The 15,224-nt window shown below is 69.2% G+C and carries 17 protein-coding genes; 7 read left to right on the top strand and 10 right to left on the bottom strand.

What is annotated here, in order from left to right:
• Positions 1-8: 8 nt before the first annotated feature.
• A complete protein-coding gene (locus JN22_RS20790) occupies positions 9-1,673 on the top strand; it encodes an acyl-CoA synthetase (RefSeq protein ID WP_396021955.1) in 1,665 nt (554 codons plus the stop codon).
• A 48-nt stretch (positions 1,674-1,721) separates the two neighbouring features.
• Here the strand turns inward: JN22_RS20790 and JN22_RS20785 are convergent, their stop codons facing one another.
• A complete protein-coding gene (locus JN22_RS20785) occupies positions 1,722-2,711 on the bottom strand; it encodes a 2-hydroxyacid dehydrogenase (protein ID WP_085555744.1) in 990 nt (329 codons plus the stop codon).
• Between the two features lie 263 nt (positions 2,712-2,974).
• Between JN22_RS20785 and JN22_RS20780 the strand changes: the two genes are divergently transcribed.
• Complete coding sequence (locus JN22_RS20780; RefSeq protein ID WP_085555743.1) at positions 2,975-3,505, top strand: SH3 domain-containing protein; 531 nt, start codon at positions 2,975-2,977, stop codon at positions 3,503-3,505.
• A 15-nt stretch (positions 3,506-3,520) separates the two neighbouring features.
• On the opposite strand, the gene JN22_RS20775 is transcribed toward JN22_RS20780, so the two are convergent.
• The 6 genes from JN22_RS20775 to JN22_RS20750 all read right to left on the bottom strand — a co-directional run bounded on the left by JN22_RS20775 (position 3,521) and on the right by JN22_RS20750 (position 9,243).
• Positions 3,521-4,111: a DUF3501 family protein gene (locus tag JN22_RS20775; protein ID WP_085555742.1), complete on the bottom strand. Its 591-nt coding sequence runs from the start codon at positions 4,109-4,111 to the stop codon at positions 3,521-3,523.
• Positions 4,112-4,125: 14 nt separating this feature from the next.
• Positions 4,126-5,490 carry a heterodisulfide reductase-related iron-sulfur binding cluster gene (locus JN22_RS20770; protein ID WP_085555741.1) on the bottom strand — a complete coding sequence of 455 codons (1,365 nt, stop codon included), beginning with the start codon at positions 5,488-5,490 and terminating at the stop codon, positions 4,126-4,128.
• A 224-nt stretch (positions 5,491-5,714) separates the two neighbouring features.
• Complete coding sequence (locus JN22_RS20765) at positions 5,715-6,128, bottom strand: rubrerythrin family protein (RefSeq protein WP_085555740.1); 414 nt, start codon at positions 6,126-6,128, stop codon at positions 5,715-5,717.
• A gap of 181 nt (positions 6,129-6,309) precedes the next feature.
• Positions 6,310-6,735 carry an iron response transcriptional regulator IrrA gene (gene irrA, locus JN22_RS20760; RefSeq protein WP_085557268.1) on the bottom strand — a complete coding sequence of 142 codons (426 nt, stop codon included), beginning with the start codon at positions 6,733-6,735 and terminating at the stop codon, positions 6,310-6,312.
• A 168-nt stretch (positions 6,736-6,903) separates the two neighbouring features.
• Positions 6,904-8,301 carry an NAD(P)H-dependent flavin oxidoreductase gene (locus tag JN22_RS20755; protein ID WP_179166198.1) on the bottom strand — a complete coding sequence of 466 codons (1,398 nt, stop codon included), beginning with the start codon at positions 8,299-8,301 and terminating at the stop codon, positions 6,904-6,906.
• Positions 8,302-8,478: 177 nt separating this feature from the next.
• Positions 8,479-9,243: a glycerophosphoryl diester phosphodiesterase gene (locus JN22_RS20750; RefSeq protein ID WP_085555738.1), complete on the bottom strand. Its 765-nt coding sequence runs from the start codon at positions 9,241-9,243 to the stop codon at positions 8,479-8,481.
• A 66-nt stretch (positions 9,244-9,309) separates the two neighbouring features.
• On the opposite strand from JN22_RS20750, the gene JN22_RS20745 reads away from it, so the two are divergent.
• A complete protein-coding gene (locus JN22_RS20745; protein ID WP_085555737.1) occupies positions 9,310-10,344 on the top strand; it encodes a lysine-2,3-aminomutase-like protein in 1,035 nt (344 codons plus the stop codon).
• Between the two features lie 4 nt (positions 10,345-10,348).
• Here the strand turns inward: JN22_RS20745 and JN22_RS20740 are convergent, their stop codons facing one another.
• Together JN22_RS20740 and ddpX are read right to left on the bottom strand one after the other, a co-directional pair.
• Complete coding sequence (locus JN22_RS20740; RefSeq protein WP_085555736.1) at positions 10,349-11,392, bottom strand: polysaccharide deacetylase family protein; 1,044 nt, start codon at positions 11,390-11,392, stop codon at positions 10,349-10,351.
• A 187-nt stretch (positions 11,393-11,579) separates the two neighbouring features.
• The gene (gene ddpX / locus JN22_RS20735; protein WP_085555735.1) at positions 11,580-12,131 is read right to left on the bottom strand and encodes a D-alanyl-D-alanine dipeptidase; all 552 of its coding nucleotides are present in this window, start codon (positions 12,129-12,131) and stop codon (positions 11,580-11,582) included.
• A 70-nt stretch (positions 12,132-12,201) separates the two neighbouring features.
• On the opposite strand from ddpX, the gene tsaB reads away from it, so the two are divergent.
• Together tsaB and JN22_RS20725 are read left to right on the top strand one after the other, a co-directional pair.
• Complete coding sequence (gene tsaB, locus JN22_RS20730; protein WP_085555734.1) at positions 12,202-12,879, top strand: tRNA (adenosine(37)-N6)-threonylcarbamoyltransferase complex dimerization subunit type 1 TsaB; 678 nt, start codon at positions 12,202-12,204, stop codon at positions 12,877-12,879.
• Positions 12,876-13,367 (top strand): GNAT family N-acetyltransferase, encoded by a 492-nt coding sequence (locus tag JN22_RS20725; protein WP_085555733.1) that lies wholly within the window; start codon positions 12,876-12,878, stop codon positions 13,365-13,367. The genes tsaB and JN22_RS20725 overlap by 4 nt, the downstream gene beginning before the upstream one ends.
• On the opposite strand, the gene JN22_RS20720 is transcribed toward JN22_RS20725, so the two are convergent.
• Entirely contained in the window at positions 13,364-13,618 is a 255-nt protein-coding gene (locus JN22_RS20720) for a sulfurtransferase TusA family protein (protein WP_085555732.1), read from the bottom strand. The genes JN22_RS20725 and JN22_RS20720 overlap by 4 nt on opposite strands.
• 90 nt (positions 13,619-13,708) lie before the next feature.
• Here JN22_RS20720 and JN22_RS20715 point away from each other — a divergent pair, with 90 nt between their 5' ends.
• Complete coding sequence (locus JN22_RS20715) at positions 13,709-14,125, top strand: MucR family transcriptional regulator (RefSeq protein WP_085555731.1); 417 nt, start codon at positions 13,709-13,711, stop codon at positions 14,123-14,125.
• 271 nt (positions 14,126-14,396) lie between these two features.
• Positions 14,397-15,218 (top strand): GNAT family N-acetyltransferase, encoded by an 822-nt coding sequence (locus JN22_RS20710; protein WP_085555730.1) that lies wholly within the window; start codon positions 14,397-14,399, stop codon positions 15,216-15,218.
• Positions 15,219-15,224 lie beyond the last annotated feature (6 nt).

Raw genomic sequence — 15,224 nt, 5'->3', positions numbered from 1 at the left:
ACGGTCCGATGAACGAGGTTTCCGCCCAGCCCATTGCCCAACCCACGGCCCAGCCGAACATGTACGAACGCGATCTCGAGCGCACCGCCGCGAACTTCGTGGCGCTGACGCCGCTGACCTATCTGGAGCGCGCCGCCGCCGTCTGGCCCGAGCGCACCGCCGTCGTCCACGGCACGATCCGCCGCAGTTGGGCGGAGACCTTCGTCCGCGTCCGCCGGCTGGCCGCCGCGTTGGCGAACGCCGGCATCGGCACGGGCGACACCGTCGCCATGCTCGCCGCCAACACCCCGGAACTGTTCGAGGCGCATTTCGGCGTGCCGCTCGCCGGCGCCGTGCTGAACGCCATCAACACCCGCCTCGACGCCGACGCCATCGCCTTCATCCTCAAGCACGGCGAGGCGAAGATCCTCATCGTCGACCGCGAGTTCTCCGCCGTCGCCAAAAAGGCGCTCGCCAGCCTCGACGCGCCGATCCCGGTCATCGACATCGACGACCCGGCCTACGGCGGCGGCGAGCTGATCGGCGACCGCGACTACGAATCCTTCCTCACCGACGTCGGCACCGAGCATCCCTGGGTCCTGCCGGCCGACGAGTGGCAGGCCATCGCGCTCAACTACACCTCGGGCACCACCGGCAACCCCAAGGGCGTCGTCTACCACCACCGCGGCGCCTACCTGAACGCGGTGTCGAACGCGCTGTCCTGGAACATGGGCGACGCGCCGGTCTATCTGTGGACGCTGCCGATGTTCCACTGCAACGGCTGGTGCTTCCCCTGGACCATCGCGGTGACCGCCGGCACCAGCGTCTGCCTGCGCCAGGTCCGCCCCGACGCCGTGCTGCGCCTGATCCGCGAGGAGAAGGTGACGCATTTCTGCGGCGCGCCGATCGTGCTGAACATGCTGAACAACGCCCCGGCCGAGCTGAAGGCCGGCATCACGCAGCCGGTCAAGGCGATGACCGCCGGCGCCGCGCCGCCGGCCGCGGTGATCGCCGGGATGGAGCGGATGGGCTGGGAGGTGACGCACGTCTACGGCCTGACCGAATGCTACGGCCCGACGGTGGTCAACGTCTGGCACGACCGCTGGAACGATCTGCCGCTCGACGACAAGGCGGCGATCAAGGCGCGCCAGGGGGTGCGCGGCCCGATGCTGGAGGAGGTGATCGTCGCCGATCCCGGCACGCTGGAGCCGATGCCGAAGGACGGCCGCTCGATGGGCGAGATCCTGATGCGCGGCAACAACGTGATGAAGGGCTACCTGAAGAACCCGAAGGCGACGGCGGAGGCGTTCTCCGGCAGCTGGTTCCACACCGGCGACCTGGCGGTGTGGCACGCCGACGGCTATGTCGAGATCAAGGACCGCTCGAAGGACATCATCATCTCGGGCGGCGAGAACATCTCGTCGATCGAGGTGGAGGACGTGCTCTACCGGCACCCCGAGGTGCTGGAGGCCGCCGTGGTCGCCCGCCACGACGAGAAATGGGGCGAGACGCCCTGCGCCTTCGTCACCCTCAAGGACGGCGCGGCGGCGACGGAGGCCGACATCATCGCCTTCTGCCGCGCCCACATGGCCCATTTCAAGTGCCCGCGCACCGTCGTCTTCGGCCCCCTGCCAAAGACCTCCACCGGAAAGATCCAGAAGTTCGTCCTGCGCAAGCAGACCGAGGCGCTGTAGGGCCCAAGGCGGGCCGGGGGCTCACGGCCCCCGGCCCGCTCCTTCCGCCTACAGCAGCGTCTCCAGCACCCGGTCGGGCGGGGTGTGGCCGTCGGTGAAGGTCTTGATGTTGATGACGACCTTCTCGCCCATGTCGATGCGGCCCTCGATGGTGGCCGAGCCCATGTGCGGCAGCAGCACCACGTTGTCGAGCCGCAGCAGCTTCGGGTTCACCGCCGGCTCGTGCTCGAACACGTCGAGGCCGGCGCCGGCGATCTCGCCCTTGGACAGCATGCGGGTCAGCGCCACCTCGTCGATGACCTCGCCGCGCGAGGTGTTGACGATGTAGCAGTGCGGCCGCAGCAGCTTCAGCCGGCGTTCCGACAGCAGATGGTAGGTGGCCGGGGTGTGCGGGCAGTTGATCGACACCACGTCCATCCGCGCCAGCATCTGGTCGAGGCTGGACCAGTAGGTCGCCTCCAGCTCCTGCTCCAGCTCGGGATGGACGCGGCGGCGGTTGTGGTAGTGGATCGACATGCCGAAGGCGCGCGCCCGGCGGGCCAGCGCCTGCCCGATCCGCCCCATGCCGAGGATGCCCAGCCGCTTGCCGGTGATGCGGTGGCCGAGCATCGTCGTCGGCCCCCAGCCGGTCCACTGGCCGGAGCGGACCAGCCGCTCGCCCTCCGCCACGCGCCGCGCGGTGGCCAGCAGCAGCGCCATGGTCATGTCGGCGGTGTCTTCGGTCAGCACGCCCGGCGTGTTGGTGACGACGATGCCGCGCTCGCGCGCCGCCCGCAGGTCGATGTGATCGACGCCGGTGCCGAAGGAGGCGATCAGGCGGAGCTGCGGCCCGGCCTGCTCGATCAGCTCGCGGTCGATGCGGTCGGTGACGGTGGGAACCAGCACGTCGGCGGTGGCGACCGCGTCGCGCATCTGCACCGGTGTCAGCGGCACGTCGTCCGGATTGAGCCGGGTGTCGAACAGCTCCATCATCCGGGTCTCGATGACGTCCGGCAGCTTGCGGGTGACGACAACGAGCGGCTTCTTCTTGTCGGTCATCGAGCGGGGCCTCCCTAACCTCGACCGTCCGCGCCGCGCGGCGTGGATCGGCCAGTCGTTGCCATACCAAGCGGTTGGGGCACTGTCCAGCCGGCTGTGACGAATGACCGCCCTGTGGAAGGCGACGCCCTGCCGGCCCTCCCCCGGCCCGTGACAACCGCCCGCCGGCCACGCTCCGGCGGCGGCGAGCCTTGCCCCCAGGGAGCACCCCTATCTATAGTGCCGTCCCGCCGTCGCACCCCCGCTTGCCCCCGGTGTCGTCCATGCCCGTCCGCCGTTTCGCCTCCGCCGCGCTGGTCCTGCTTGCCGGGATGGGAGTCGGTCTGGCGTCCGGCGCCGCCGACGCGCAGGCCCGCAAGGAGAAGGACCCGACCCACGCGTCCGGCCTGCCGATCCCGCGCTTCGTCACGATGCGCGTCGGCGAGGTCAACCTGCGCTCCGGTCCCAACGGCAGCTACCCGATCGATTGGGTGTTCACCCGCAAGGAAATGCCGGTGGAGATCATCCAGGAGTTCGACACCTGGCGCCGCATCCGCGACTGGGAGGGCAGCGAGGGCTGGGTCCACCAGAGCGCCCTGTCGGGAAAGCGCGGCGCCCTGGTGGTCGGCGGCGTCCGCGCCCTGCGCAAGGCGCCGCAGGCCGACGCCCCGGTCGTCGCCCGCGCCGAGACCGGCGTCATCGGCTCGCTGAAGAAGTGCCAGGGCGACTGGTGCGAGATCGACATCAAGGGCTATCGCGGCTGGCTCCAGCGCGCCGATTTCTGGGGCACCTATCCGGGCGAAAAGGTGGAGTAAGGCCGGAAAGGTTTTTCAGGCGAAATCCTTCGCCAGTTCCGCCCGCACCGCCTCCGGCATCACCGCCAGATGACCGTAGTTGGGATGCCCGATTCCGACCAGCACCTGGGCGCCCGGCTCGCGGAAGGCGGCGACCTGCTCGTCGGTGAAGTCGAAATGCAGGAAATGGACGGAGGAGGTCTTGCCGGCGGCGTTGGTCCGCTCGACGTCGCCCTCCGGACGGCCGGCGATGGCCTGGCCGGCGAGCCGGATCGTCATGAAGCCCTCGACCCCGCCGAGCGCGCTCAGCACCCGGTCGCGGCGCTCGGGGTCGTCGATTTCGAACATCACCGTGGCGACCAGCTCGCGTCCCTTGGGAATCAGCGGGTTGTAGGCGTGGAGCTCGTCGGCGATCTGCTCCTCCCCGCCCTTCTCGATGTGCAGCATCTCGTGGATCTGCTGCCACATCGTCTCGTAATTCTCGAAATAGAAGGTCGCGTGCGGACCGACCGAAACGCGGCGGTTCCTCTTGACCGCGACCAGCGCCTTGCGGCGGGCCAGCCGCTCCTCGGCGTATTGCGCCATCGGCATGATGTCGGCGCGGGTGATCTCGGTCTTGGCGGCCATGGCGGCTCCTGCGTTCAAACGGTGATTCCGTAGGCGCGGGCGAACAGCTCGACGGGGTGCAGGTTCTCCGGCCTGGGACCGTCCGTCCCGCCGCCGTTCAGGCGGTCGATGCCCTGCATGATGTGCGGCCCGGCGATCGGGCATTCCGAGGCGACGTAGCTCTTGCCGGCCTTCAAAGCCTGGGTGGCGACCGGCTTGCCGACCTTGAGCGCCACCGGGAAATTCCCGGTCAGCACGCCCCATGACCCGCCATGGCCGGAACAGCGCTCGATCACCTTCAGGTCGGCCTTGGGGATCAGCCGCAGCATCTCCGCCGCCTTCTGCCCCATGTTCTGGGCGCGGGCGTGGCAGGCGACGTGCAGCGCGATCCCGCCCGGCAGCGGCTCCAGCCCCTCGGCCAGCCCGTCGCGCCGGGCGATGTCGACGATGTATTCGCTGACGTCGAAGGTCGCCTGCGCCAGCTTCTCCACCGCCGCGCGGTGCGGCGCGTCCCTCGGCACGATCAGCGGCCATTCCAGCTTCAGCATCAAAGCACAGCTCGGCACCAGGGCGATGACGTCGTAGCCCTTGTCGATCCAGGGGCCGAGCGCCGCCGCCACCGTCGCCGCCCGCGAATCGACCTTGGCGAGGTCGCCCTGCTCCAGCTGCGGCATGCCGCAACAGGCGGGATAGACCACCGCGCTCTCGACGCCGTTGCGCGCCAGGATGGCTCGGGTCGCCATGCCGATGGCCGGGTTGTTGTAGTTGGCGAAGCAGGTCGCGTAGAGCACCGCCTTGCGCTTGCCGAAGGCCGGGGCCGCGCGGTTGAGCTCCAGCGGCTCGGCCTTGGCCCGCATGGCCAGGGTCTTGCCGTTGAACTTCGGCAGATGCGCCTCGCGATGGACGCCGGCAACCTTTTCCAGGAGCGGCCGGGTGATCCTGTTGGTCTCGGCCGAGGCCCAGTTGGCGATGGCCGCGACCGGCCGCGCCAGCTCGCCGTTGCGGTCGGTCTGCGTCAATTGCTTGAGGGCGAAGGGAACGCCGTGCTTTTGCGCCTCCACCGCCCGGTGGCGCACCATCAAATGCGGGAAATCGAGCGCCCAGGGGTGCGGCGGCACGTAGGGGCATTTGGTCATGAAGCACATGTCGCACAGCGTGCAGGCGTCGACGACGCTCTTGAAGGACCCGGACGGTACGCCGTGCAGCTCGGGCTCGCCCGCCGCGTCGATCAGATCGAACAGGCGGGGAAAGCTGTCGCACAGGTTGAAGCAGCGCCGGCAGCCGTGGCAGATGTCGAAGACGCGCCGCATCTCCGCGTCCAGCTTGGCCTCGTCGGAGAAGTCGGGGTTTTGCCAGTCGAGCGGGTGGCGGACGGGCGGCTCCAGGCTGCCTTCGCGCATGGGCGTGTCTCCCTTGGGATTTTCTTCTGGCGCTCTTTTCCTGGTGATGCTTTTGAAGAGCCCCTCTCCCCTTGCGGGAGAGGGGTTGGGGTGAGGGGGCAAGCAAATCCTTCCACCTCCGGCGGCTCCCCCTCATCCCAACCCTTCTCCCTCAGGGAGAAGGGCTTTGTCGGCGTCCATGGGAAGGACCGGCGCGCCCGTGTCGGTGCGGGAGAAGTCTCCCCTTACAGCGCGTCGAGCGCCTTCTGGAAACGGCCGGCGTGGCTCTTCTCGGCCTTGGCGAGGGTCTCGAACCAGTCGGCAACCTCGTCGAAGCCCTCGTCGCGGGCGGTCTTGGCCATGCCCGGATACATGTCGGTGTATTCGTGGGTCTCGCCGGCGATGGCCGCCTTGAGGTTGGCGTCGGTGGCGCCGATCGGCAGGCCGGTCGCCGGATCGCCGACCTCCTCCAGAAACTCCAGATGGCCATGCGCGTGGCCGGTCTCGCCCTCCGCCGTGGAGCGGAAGACGCTGGCGACATCGTTGAAGCCCTCGACGTCGGCCTTCTGGGCGAAATAGAGATAGCGGCGGTTGGCCTGGCTCTCGCCGGCGAAGGCGGCCTTCAAATTCTCTTCGGTCCTGGTACCCTTCAGCGACATGACTGGTTCCTCCGGACGGTTGCGCCCGGCGTCGCCACGCCCACGGCGCGACGCGCTGGCGTGAGCGGGATCTTCGCACCAACCGTTGGTCAGGTCAACAGTCTGGAGACCCTCTAAAAACCCCGGCAAACCGCCGTGCACAAAAGGTTTTCTGAGAGTAAGTCGCAGTCGCCCCGGACGATCACTCGCCGTCTTCGACGAGACGGACGATCACATCGACGCGGGCAATTCGCGTTCCGGTCGGCGCGCTCGGCAGGTTCTGGATCGCCAGATGGTCGCCGGGGATGTCCTCCAGCCGGCCGGTGTTCTCCAGAAAGAAATGGTGATGGTCGCTGGTGTTGGTGTCGAAATAGGATTTTCCGGCCTCCACCACCACCTCGCGCAGCAGACCGGCGGCGGTGAACTGGTTCAGCGTGTTGTAGACGGTCGCCAGCGACACCGGCAGGTCGGCCGACACCGCCTCGCCATGCAGTTGCTCCGCCGTGACGTGGCGGTCGCATCCCTCGAAGAGCAGACGGGCGAGTCCCAGGCGCTGGCGGGTCGGCCGCAGGCCGGCACCGTGCAGGCGGTCGAGGGCGCGCTTGAAGGGGCGGTGGGCGGTCGTCATGGGCAGCAACCCGCTGATACGTCGAGATCCGATACGGGGCACGACGTGAGGCACGATGACTTGCGGCGGAAGGCCGCAGATCGTTCCACTGTAGAACGAATCCGCCGCGCGACGCAAGAAACTGCGTCGCGCGGCGGTATCGGGGGTGTACCGGGTGCTGAAAACCGCTCAGTAGCCGCTGGCGATGCGCTCGATCAGCTGCTTCACCGTGGGGATGAAGCCGTCCTTGTAATAGGGATCGGAGGCGAAGCGGTAGGCATTGTGGCCGGCGAACATGAGCTGGTTCTCGCAGTCGTCGGTGTGGCTGACCGCCTGGAGCGTCTTCTGGATGCAGAAGGAGCGCGGGTCGGCCTTCTTGCCGGTGGTGCCGGCCTCGTTCTGCATCCAGTTGGAGAAGCCGCAGGCCGACAGGCAGCCCATGCAGTCCACCTGGTCGCGCAGGATCTTCTCCGACTGCTCCGGCGTGACGAAGACCAGCGTGCTGTCCGGCGTCTTCAGCGCGGTGGTGAAGCCCTGGCTCAGCCAGCCCTCGGCGCGGGCCTTGTCGGTCTCGGTGACGTAGACCGGGCGGCCGCGCGGACCGACCGGGAATTCCGAGGAATGCTCGCCCACCGGCTTGGACAGGTAGGCGATCTGCCGCTCCGACCGCGCCATCAGGTCGAGCAGGAACGGGTTCTTCACCGCCGACGAATAGAAGCCGGTCGGCGAGAAGCGGTTGAGGAAGACGTCGCCCGGCTTCAGGTTCAGCAGCCGGTTCTTCCACGCGTCGGAGATCGGGCTTTCCTGGGTCAGCAGCGGGCGGGTGCCGTACTGGAAGGCGACGGGGCCGAGATCGGGGTTGTCGATCCAGTCCTCCCACTCCGACAGCCACCAGACGCCGCCCGCCATGACGATGGGCGTGTCGTTCAGGCCGAAGCTGTTCATCATCTGGCGCAGCGCCAGGACGCGGGGGAACGGATCCTCCGGCTTCTGCGGATCCTCCGAGTTGGACAGGCCGTTGTGGCCGCCGGCCAGCCAGGGATCCTCGTAGACGACGCCGCCGAGGTTGTCGCGGAACTTGTGGTAGGCGCGCAACCACAGGGCGCGGAAGGCGCGGGCCGACGACACGATCGGGTAGTAGTGGACACCGTAGCTGACGGCGATCTCGGCCACCTTGTAGGGCATGCCGGCGCCGCAGGTGACGCCGTGGATCATGCCCTTGGAGCCTTCCAGCACGCCGTGCAGGATGTGCTCGGCGCCGCCCATCTCCCACAGGACGTTCATGTGGATGCGGCCCTGGCCGTTCGACGCCTCGTGCGCGATGCGGGCCTGGGAAATGCCACCCTGGATGCCGAAGGCGATCAGCTCATCATGCCGCTCGCGCCGGGTCTTGCCCTTGTAGATCTGCGGCAGCAGATTGCCGTTCTCGTCGTAGCTGTCGGCGTTGACCCCCGAAAAGGTGCCGATGCCGCCGGCCGCCGCCCAGGCGCCGGAGCTTTCGCCGTTGGACACGGCAATCCCCTTGCCACCCTCGACGAGCGGCAGAACATCCCGGCCGGACATCGGCAACGGCTTCAACGCCTTCAACGAACCCTCCAAAAACCGTACGTGCACCCATGGGGGCGCCGGATCAAAGCGGCGGATACCAGACGACGAAAGACCCCGCCGGAAACGGACCGGTTCCGGCAGGGCGCGCCATGCGGTTCTATATATGAGGAAACGGCCCATCCTACGAGTGGATTCGGCCCGGCACGCAAAAAACGTTCACACTTTTCCGCAACCGCGAACGGAAGGTTCCGCCAACTCCGCCGCCAGCCGCCCCGGCGCGTCGGTGAAGACCGCTGCCACGCCCCAGCCGAACAGCGTCCGCGCCCGCTCCGCGTCGTTGACGGTGTAGGCCAGCACCGGCCGCCCGGTAGCGCGGTAGGCGGCGACGCTCTCCGCCGTCTGCCACTCCTGGTTCACGTTGAGGCTCGCCGCCCCGACCCGGTCGGCGATGGCCGCCCAATCCGCCGGCTCCTCCCAGATCAGGTAGCCGCGCGGGATCTCCGGCCACAGGTCGCGGGCGACCTCCAGGCAGGGCACCTCGAAGCTGGAGAGCAGCAGCGGCCGGTCGGCCGGCCACAGCGGGCGCAGCACCTCCAGCGCCGCCTTGGCCGTCGCCGCCTCCTGCCCCGGATAGGGCTTGATCTCCAGGTTGAGGCCGAGGCCGAGCTCGCGGATCAGCCCGACCGCCGCCTCCAGCGTCGGCACCCGCTCGTCGGCGAAGCGCGGGTCGAACCAGGAGCCGGCGTCGAGTTGACGCAACTCGGCGAGGTCGAGCAGCGGAACCGGGCCCTTGCCGGTGGTGGTGCGGTCGAGCGTGTCGTCGTGGATCAGCACCGGCCGCTGGTCGCGCGTCAGCATGACGTCGACCTCGACCCAGCGGGCGCCCTGGCTGGCGGCCTCGCGGATCGAGGCGAGCGTGTTCTCCGGCGCGCTTTCCTTGGCGCCGCGGTGGCCGATCAGACGGGGAAGAGTCGACAGCATGGGTCTCACGGGAGTAAGAGCGGACGCTTCCTTACATGACGGAATCCGCCGAGGCGGGAAAGAGCGATGAAGGCCCTTCACAGTGTTTCCGATCTGGTGGCCGCCGGGCTGATGACCCCCGAGGCCGGCAAGGCCGTGGAAACGGTGGCCGAACGCTACGCCGTGGCGGTGACCCCGTACCTGCGCGACCAGCTCGCCGGGCGTACGCCGGACGACCCGCTGTACGCCCAGTACGTCCCCTCCCCGGAGGAGGCGTACACGGCGCCGGAGGAGCGCGAGGATCCGATCGGCGACGTGGCGCGCAGCCCGGTCAAGGGCATCGTCCACCGCTACCAGGACCGGGTGCTTCTGAAGCCGCTGCACGCCTGCGCGGTCTATTGCCGCTTCTGCTTCCGCCGCGAGATGGTCGGCCCCGGCGGCGAGGCGCTGACCGGCGAGGAGCTGGACGCGGCGCTCGCCTACATCCGCGACCATGACGAGGTGTGGGAGGTGGTGGTCACCGGCGGCGACCCGTTCCTGCTGTCGCCGCGCCGGCTGCGCGGCATCGTCCAGGCGCTGTCGGCCATGCCGCATGTCGGAATCGTCCGTCTGCACACCCGCATCCCCGCCGCCGACCCCGACCGGGTGACCGGCGAGCTGGTCGAGGCGCTCACCGCCCCCGGCCTCGCCACCTGGGTCGCCGTCCACGTCAACCACGCCGACGAGCTGACGCCGCCGGTCCGCGCCGCGCTGGCCCGGCTGGTCGAGGCCGGCATTCCGCTGGTCGGCCAGACGGTGCTGCTGAAGGGGATCAACGACAGCCCGGCGGCGCTGGAGGCGCTGTTCCGCGGGCTGGTGCGCAACCGGGTCAAGCCCTACTACCTGCACCACCCCGATCTCGCCGCCGGCACCAGCCATTTCCGCAGCACGCTGGCCGAGGGGCAAGCGCTGGTGAAGGGGCTGCGCGGGCGGGTGTCCGGCCTTTGCCAACCGACCTACGTGCTGGACATCCCCGGCGGCCACGGCAAGGCCCCCGCCGCACCCGCCTGGATCGCGGATGAGGGAAAGGGGGACTACAGGGTCGAGGATTTCACCGGAGCGACGCACCGCTACCGGGGGTGAAGACTCAATCCGGAATCAGGAACTGCACGCCCAGCCAGCGCCAGCGGCCTTCCGGGGTCGGCAGGGTGCAGTTGACCCGCGCCCGGCCCGGCGGGAAGGGATCCTTGATGCGGACCTCGACGCGGTCCTCGGCGATGCGCTCCAGCACCGTGCGCCCCTGCCCCGCCGCGAAGCAGGCCAGCTTGGCGCTGTCGCCGACGCTGTCGGCGATGGTGAAGCCCAGCGGCGGCGGATTCACCGTGATCAGCGGATCGTCCGGCGTCAGGTCCGACACCGGCAGCGGCAGCGCGTTGGCGGCGAGCTGGAAGCGGTCGACGCTGCCGTAGGTCTCGTTCATCACGAAACGCGGCAGGCCCCACGGATCGGCCTGCGGGTGCAGCACGCCCGACTGCTGGCCGAAGGCGGCGACGAAGCCCTGCTCGGCCACCGCCTTGCGCACCGCCAGGGAATATTCACCCTGCGGGTAGGCGAACAGGGTCGGCCGCTGCCCGAGTTCCGTCTGGAAGCGGTCGGACATGCGGCGCAGCTCCGCCACCACCTCGGCCGGCGACCGCGGCACCAGCGACTGGGTGGAGCCGCCCAGCCCGCCGATGGTCACCCCCGCCGCCGCCATCTGGCGGATCTCCGACCAGCTCATGTGGGCGGGCGAGCCGCGGTCGACCGCGTCGGTGGCGACGAACAGGGTGAAGGGAAGGTTGGCGGCCTTCAGGCGCGGCCACGCCTCGGTGTAGGCGGAGCGGCTGGCCTCGTCGATGGTGATGGCCACCGCCCGGTCGGGCAGCGGCTTGCCGGTGCGCAGCGCGTCGAGGATCTTCGGAAGCGGCAGGACCTGATAGTCGCCGTCGGTCAGCTCGTCGAGATGCGCCTCGAACTGGTCGATGCGGATGCTGATCGACGGGTTCTGGTCCTCGCCGAAGCGGTCGTAGGCGAACACCACCGCGCTGGGGCCGGGGTCCGCCGCCATGGCCCCGCGTCCCGCCGGAACCAGGGCGGTCCAGACGGTCAGAATGGCGGTGGCGAGCACCCTGACGGCACGGCGAAACGGCATGGCGTCCTGTGACAACGGGAAGCCGGATCAAAAACCCGGCTTATCGCAAGAGATGTGCCACAGTCCCCCATGCCGGAACAAGTCCGCCACAGCGTTTTTCCACCAACGCCGGCGATGCGATGCGCGCATGCAACAACCGATGCGCGGCGGGCTTCGTTTCGTGCGCGGGCCCGCCCGCCGCCCGCGCTCACATCATCCGGCCGCCGGCGGCGGTGTCGGCCAGCAGCGGGTAGCGCTCGGCGTCGGGAAGCTGGTAGTGCCACCATTCCGACGCGTAATGGTCCCAGCCGGCGGCGCTCATGACGCCGAGCAGGAGGGCGCGGTTGCGCTGCTGCTCGGTGGTCAGGTCGGCGCGGCCGTGGTGCGAGCGTTCGGTCATCTCGTCGAAGCCGGTCCCCATGTCGAGCGGCCGGCCGGACGCCGCGTCGGCCAGCGTCAGGTCGATGGCGACGCCGCGCGTGTGGTTGGAGCCCAGCCGGGGATCGGCGATGTAGGTGGGGTCGGGAAAGGCCTGCCAAAGCCTCCATTGCGCCTCGGCCGGCCGGAAGGCATCGTACACCCGCAGCCGGCAGCCGATTCCGCGCGCCAGCGCGATCGACGCGCGCAGCCGCCGCGCGGCCTCGGGGTGCAGCAGGCACACCGGCGCGCGGTAGATCGGCACGCCGGACAAATTGTCCGCCGTGGCGTAGAGAAGGTCCAGGTCGATGTCGTAATCCGGCGGCGCGATGTCGATCAGCATGATGCGTGAAACCGTTTGTGTACGGATGGGAGGGCCGAGGGGTGCTGTCTAGCACGGGTTTGACGGGACGATGAAGGTTCTGGGACTGGACACGGCGACGTCGGGCTGTTCCGCCGCGCTGTGGGACGATGGCGCGCTGACGGTCCGCCGCAGCGCGCCGATGGCGCGCGGTCAGGCGGAGGTGCTGGTGCCGCTGGCCCAGGCGGTGCTGGCCGACGCCGGGATCGGCTTCTCCGGGATCGACCGCATCGCGGTGACGGTCGGGCCGGGCGCCTTCACCGGCCTGCGCATCGCGCTGGCCGCCGCGCGCGGCATCGCCGTGGCGCAGGATTTGCCGGTGATCGGCGTCACCACCTTCGACGCCGTCGCCCACGGCCTGCCGGAGGCGGAGCGCGCCGGGCGGGCCGTTCTGGTGACGGTCGACAGCCGGCGGACGGAGCCCTTCCTCCAGCTCTTCGACGCCGCCCTGGCCCCGCTCGGCGAGCCGGCGATGCTGGAGCCGGCGGCGGTGCCGGCCTGGCTGGACGCCCGCCTCCCCAGCGGCGCCCCGCTCCTGATCGCCGGCGACGGCGCCGGTCCGCTGCGCCCGGTTCTCGACGGGCGCCCGGACCTGTCCTGGGCGACGGGCGACGGCGTGCCGGACGCCGCCGTGGTGGCGGCGCTGGGGGCCGCGCGGCCCGCCGGACTGCCGGCGGAGCCCTTCTACCTGCGCCCGCCCGACGTCACGCTGCCGAAGCCCAGATCATGACCGCCGGGCGGGACGATCCGCGCCTTCACGCCGCCGGCCCGCTGGAAGCCGGCGTGGTGGCGGCGCTCCAGCAGGCCTGCTTCCCCGACGATCCGTGGGACGTCGCGTCCGTCGCCGCGCTGATCGGCCCCCCCGGCGGCTTCGCCGCGCTGGCCCTGCGGGGAGAGGAACCGGTCGGCTTCGTCATGACCCGGGTCGCGGCGGAGGACGCCGAGATCCTCGCCATCGGCGTGCTTCCCGCCGGCCGCCGGTCCGGGGTCGGGCGCCGCCTCGTCGAGGCGGCGTTGAGCGGGTCCCGGCACCTGGGCGCGACTGCGCTGTTTCTTGAAGTGGCCGAGGACAACGACGCGGCGCGCGCTCTATACAAGGCTTGCGGCTTTTTTTCCGTCGGCCGCCGCCCCGGTTACTACAGGCGGCGGGACGGGCGGGTGGCCGCCCTGGTTCTGCGCCACGACCTCGCCCCGGCCCTCCCGGAGCAGGGGGGTTAATTTTTCCGCACCACCAGGCGGTGAACGCCCATCGGCTCCTCCGGTCGTTCGGGAACGACCGACAGAATGCTGTGCCCCAGTTCCGCCAAGGAACGGGGCACGTTTTCCAAGGGTTCGCCAGCGTTCAGGCGGACTTCGAGGGTCTGCCCCGCCGCCATCCGCTCCACCATCAACTTGGTCTTGACGAAGGTTAACGGGCAGAGCTGGGTGGTGATGTCGAGAAACAAGTCCGTGGAGATTTTTTCGCCCACTGCTTCCTCTTTATGAGCAAAGGATGGATATTGCACCTCGGGTGAAACCTCTTTATATGGAGAGGAACGAATGCCGCGGAGCAAGCTTACATGAGCAACGGGTCCCCTTCCAACGCGCTGTTGTCTCTGACCACGGAGATCGTGGCGGCGCATGTCTCTAACAATACAGTCGCTCTCACCGATCTTCCGACGCTGATCGAGCAGGTCTACAAGTCGCTGGCCAATGTGGGCACCGAACCCGTGGTGGCGGAGGAGCGGCCGCAGCCCGCCGTTCCGATCAAGAAGTCGGTGACTCCCGATTACATCGTCTGCCTGGAAGACGGCAAGAAACTGAAGATGCTGAAGCGGCATCTGAAGACGGCGTACAATATGTCGCCCGAGGAATACCGCGACCGCTGGGGCCTGCCGACCGACTACCCGATGGTCGCCCCCAACTACGCCCGCCAGCGCAGCTCGCTGGCCAAGCAGATCGGCCTGGGCACGCGCGCCCGCCGCGGCGCCGCCTGACCGGGGCTGTGCCTGACCGGGGCGGCCCAGCCCGGCGTCATGCTGACGGATTTGTGACGGAGCGCGGCCCTTCCGGCCGCTGCCTGGCAAGCGGGGCGGGAAGTCGGACAGGAAGCCGGCAGCCCCGACGATGTCGGTTGACCGCCGCCCGCCGCTTCGTGTTATCCCTTGCGATGCGATCGCACCTTCGCGCATCGTCACCGGCCGCTTGTTCCCGGTGACGAAGGCCGGTGCGCCGCACCGTCGCGAACCACGGCAGCGAACCGTCGACATGGCTGATACGAGCGTTGACCAGGGCGAGATGTCCGGCATTCGGACGGGATCCCTGGAAGTGCGGCTGGCCAAGACCGCCGCCGAGGTCGATTGGGCGCAGGCTCTGCGCTACCGCGTGTTCTACGAGGAAATGACGGCGATTCCGTCGGACGCGATGAAGGCGCAGCTCCGCGACTTCGACGAGTTCGACGCGCTGTGCGACCATCTGCTGGTCATCGACCACGCGCGCGGCAATGGCCCGGACATGGTGGTCGGCACCTACCGCCTGATCCGCCGCCCGGCCGCCGCCCGGGCCGGCCGCTTCTACTCCAGCGACGAGTACGACATCTCCCCGCTGGTCGCCTGGCCCGGCGAGATCCTGGAATTGGGACGCTCCTGCGTCGATGCCGGCTACCGCACGCGCGGCAGCATGCAGCTTCTGTGGCAGGGCATCGCCGCCTATGTGTTCCAGCACGACATCGCCCTGATGTTCGGCTGCGCCAGCCTGCCGGGCACGGATCCCGGCGCCCTGGCCGAACCTCTGGCCTACCTGCACCACCATCATCTGGCCCCGCCGGAACTGCGCGCCACCGCGCTGCCGGAGCGCTACGTCTCCATGAACCTGATGGAGAAAGACGCGATCGACCCGCGCCGCGCGCTGAACATCCTGCCGCCGCTGATCAAGGGCTATCTGCGTCTGGGTGGCTTCATCGGCGACGGGGTGGTGATCGACCACCAGTTCAACACCACCGACGTCTGCATCGTGGTGAAGACCGACCTGATCACCGACAAGTATTTCAAGCATTACGAACGTCGCAGCCGCGACGGCCAACCCGGCTGAAGGTTT

It is taken from the genome of Azospirillum agricola, assembly GCF_020005195.1.
GTDB classification, from domain to species: domain Bacteria; phylum Pseudomonadota; class Alphaproteobacteria; order Azospirillales; family Azospirillaceae; genus Azospirillum; species Azospirillum agricola.
Note: the sequence above shows the minus strand (reverse complement) of the source record. Positions and strands in the feature narration are given on the sequence as shown.

Bases quoted from the DNA above. Each gene is read 5' to 3' on its own strand.
- JN22_RS20790 (WP_396021955.1), top strand. From the start codon at position 9: ATGAACGAGGTTTCCGCCCAGCCCATTGCCCAACCCACGGCCCAGCCG.
- JN22_RS20785 (WP_085555744.1), bottom strand. From the start codon at position 2,711: ATGACCGACAAGAAGAAGCCGCTCGTTGTCGTCACCCGCAAGCTGCCG.
- JN22_RS20780 (WP_085555743.1), top strand. From the start codon at position 2,975: ATGCCCGTCCGCCGTTTCGCCTCCGCCGCGCTGGTCCTGCTTGCCGGG.
- JN22_RS20775 (WP_085555742.1), bottom strand. From the start codon at position 4,111: ATGGCCGCCAAGACCGAGATCACCCGCGCCGACATCATGCCGATGGCG.
- JN22_RS20770 (WP_085555741.1), bottom strand. From the start codon at position 5,490: ATGCGCGAAGGCAGCCTGGAGCCGCCCGTCCGCCACCCGCTCGACTGG.
- JN22_RS20765 (WP_085555740.1), bottom strand. From the start codon at position 6,128: ATGTCGCTGAAGGGTACCAGGACCGAAGAGAATTTGAAGGCCGCCTTC.
- irrA (WP_085557268.1), bottom strand. From the start codon at position 6,735: ATGACGACCGCCCACCGCCCCTTCAAGCGCGCCCTCGACCGCCTGCAC.
- JN22_RS20750 (WP_085555738.1), bottom strand. From the start codon at position 9,243: ATGCTGTCGACTCTTCCCCGTCTGATCGGCCACCGCGGCGCCAAGGAA.
- JN22_RS20745 (WP_085555737.1), top strand. From the start codon at position 9,310: ATGAAGGCCCTTCACAGTGTTTCCGATCTGGTGGCCGCCGGGCTGATG.
- JN22_RS20740 (WP_085555736.1), bottom strand. From the start codon at position 11,392: ATGCCGTTTCGCCGTGCCGTCAGGGTGCTCGCCACCGCCATTCTGACC.
- ddpX (WP_085555735.1), bottom strand. From the start codon at position 12,131: ATGCTGATCGACATCGCGCCGCCGGATTACGACATCGACCTGGACCTT.
- tsaB (WP_085555734.1), top strand. From the start codon at position 12,202: ATGAAGGTTCTGGGACTGGACACGGCGACGTCGGGCTGTTCCGCCGCG.
- JN22_RS20725 (WP_085555733.1), top strand. From the start codon at position 12,876: ATGACCGCCGGGCGGGACGATCCGCGCCTTCACGCCGCCGGCCCGCTG.
- JN22_RS20715 (WP_085555731.1), top strand. From the start codon at position 13,709: ATGAGCAACGGGTCCCCTTCCAACGCGCTGTTGTCTCTGACCACGGAG.
- JN22_RS20710 (WP_085555730.1), top strand. From the start codon at position 14,397: ATGGCTGATACGAGCGTTGACCAGGGCGAGATGTCCGGCATTCGGACG.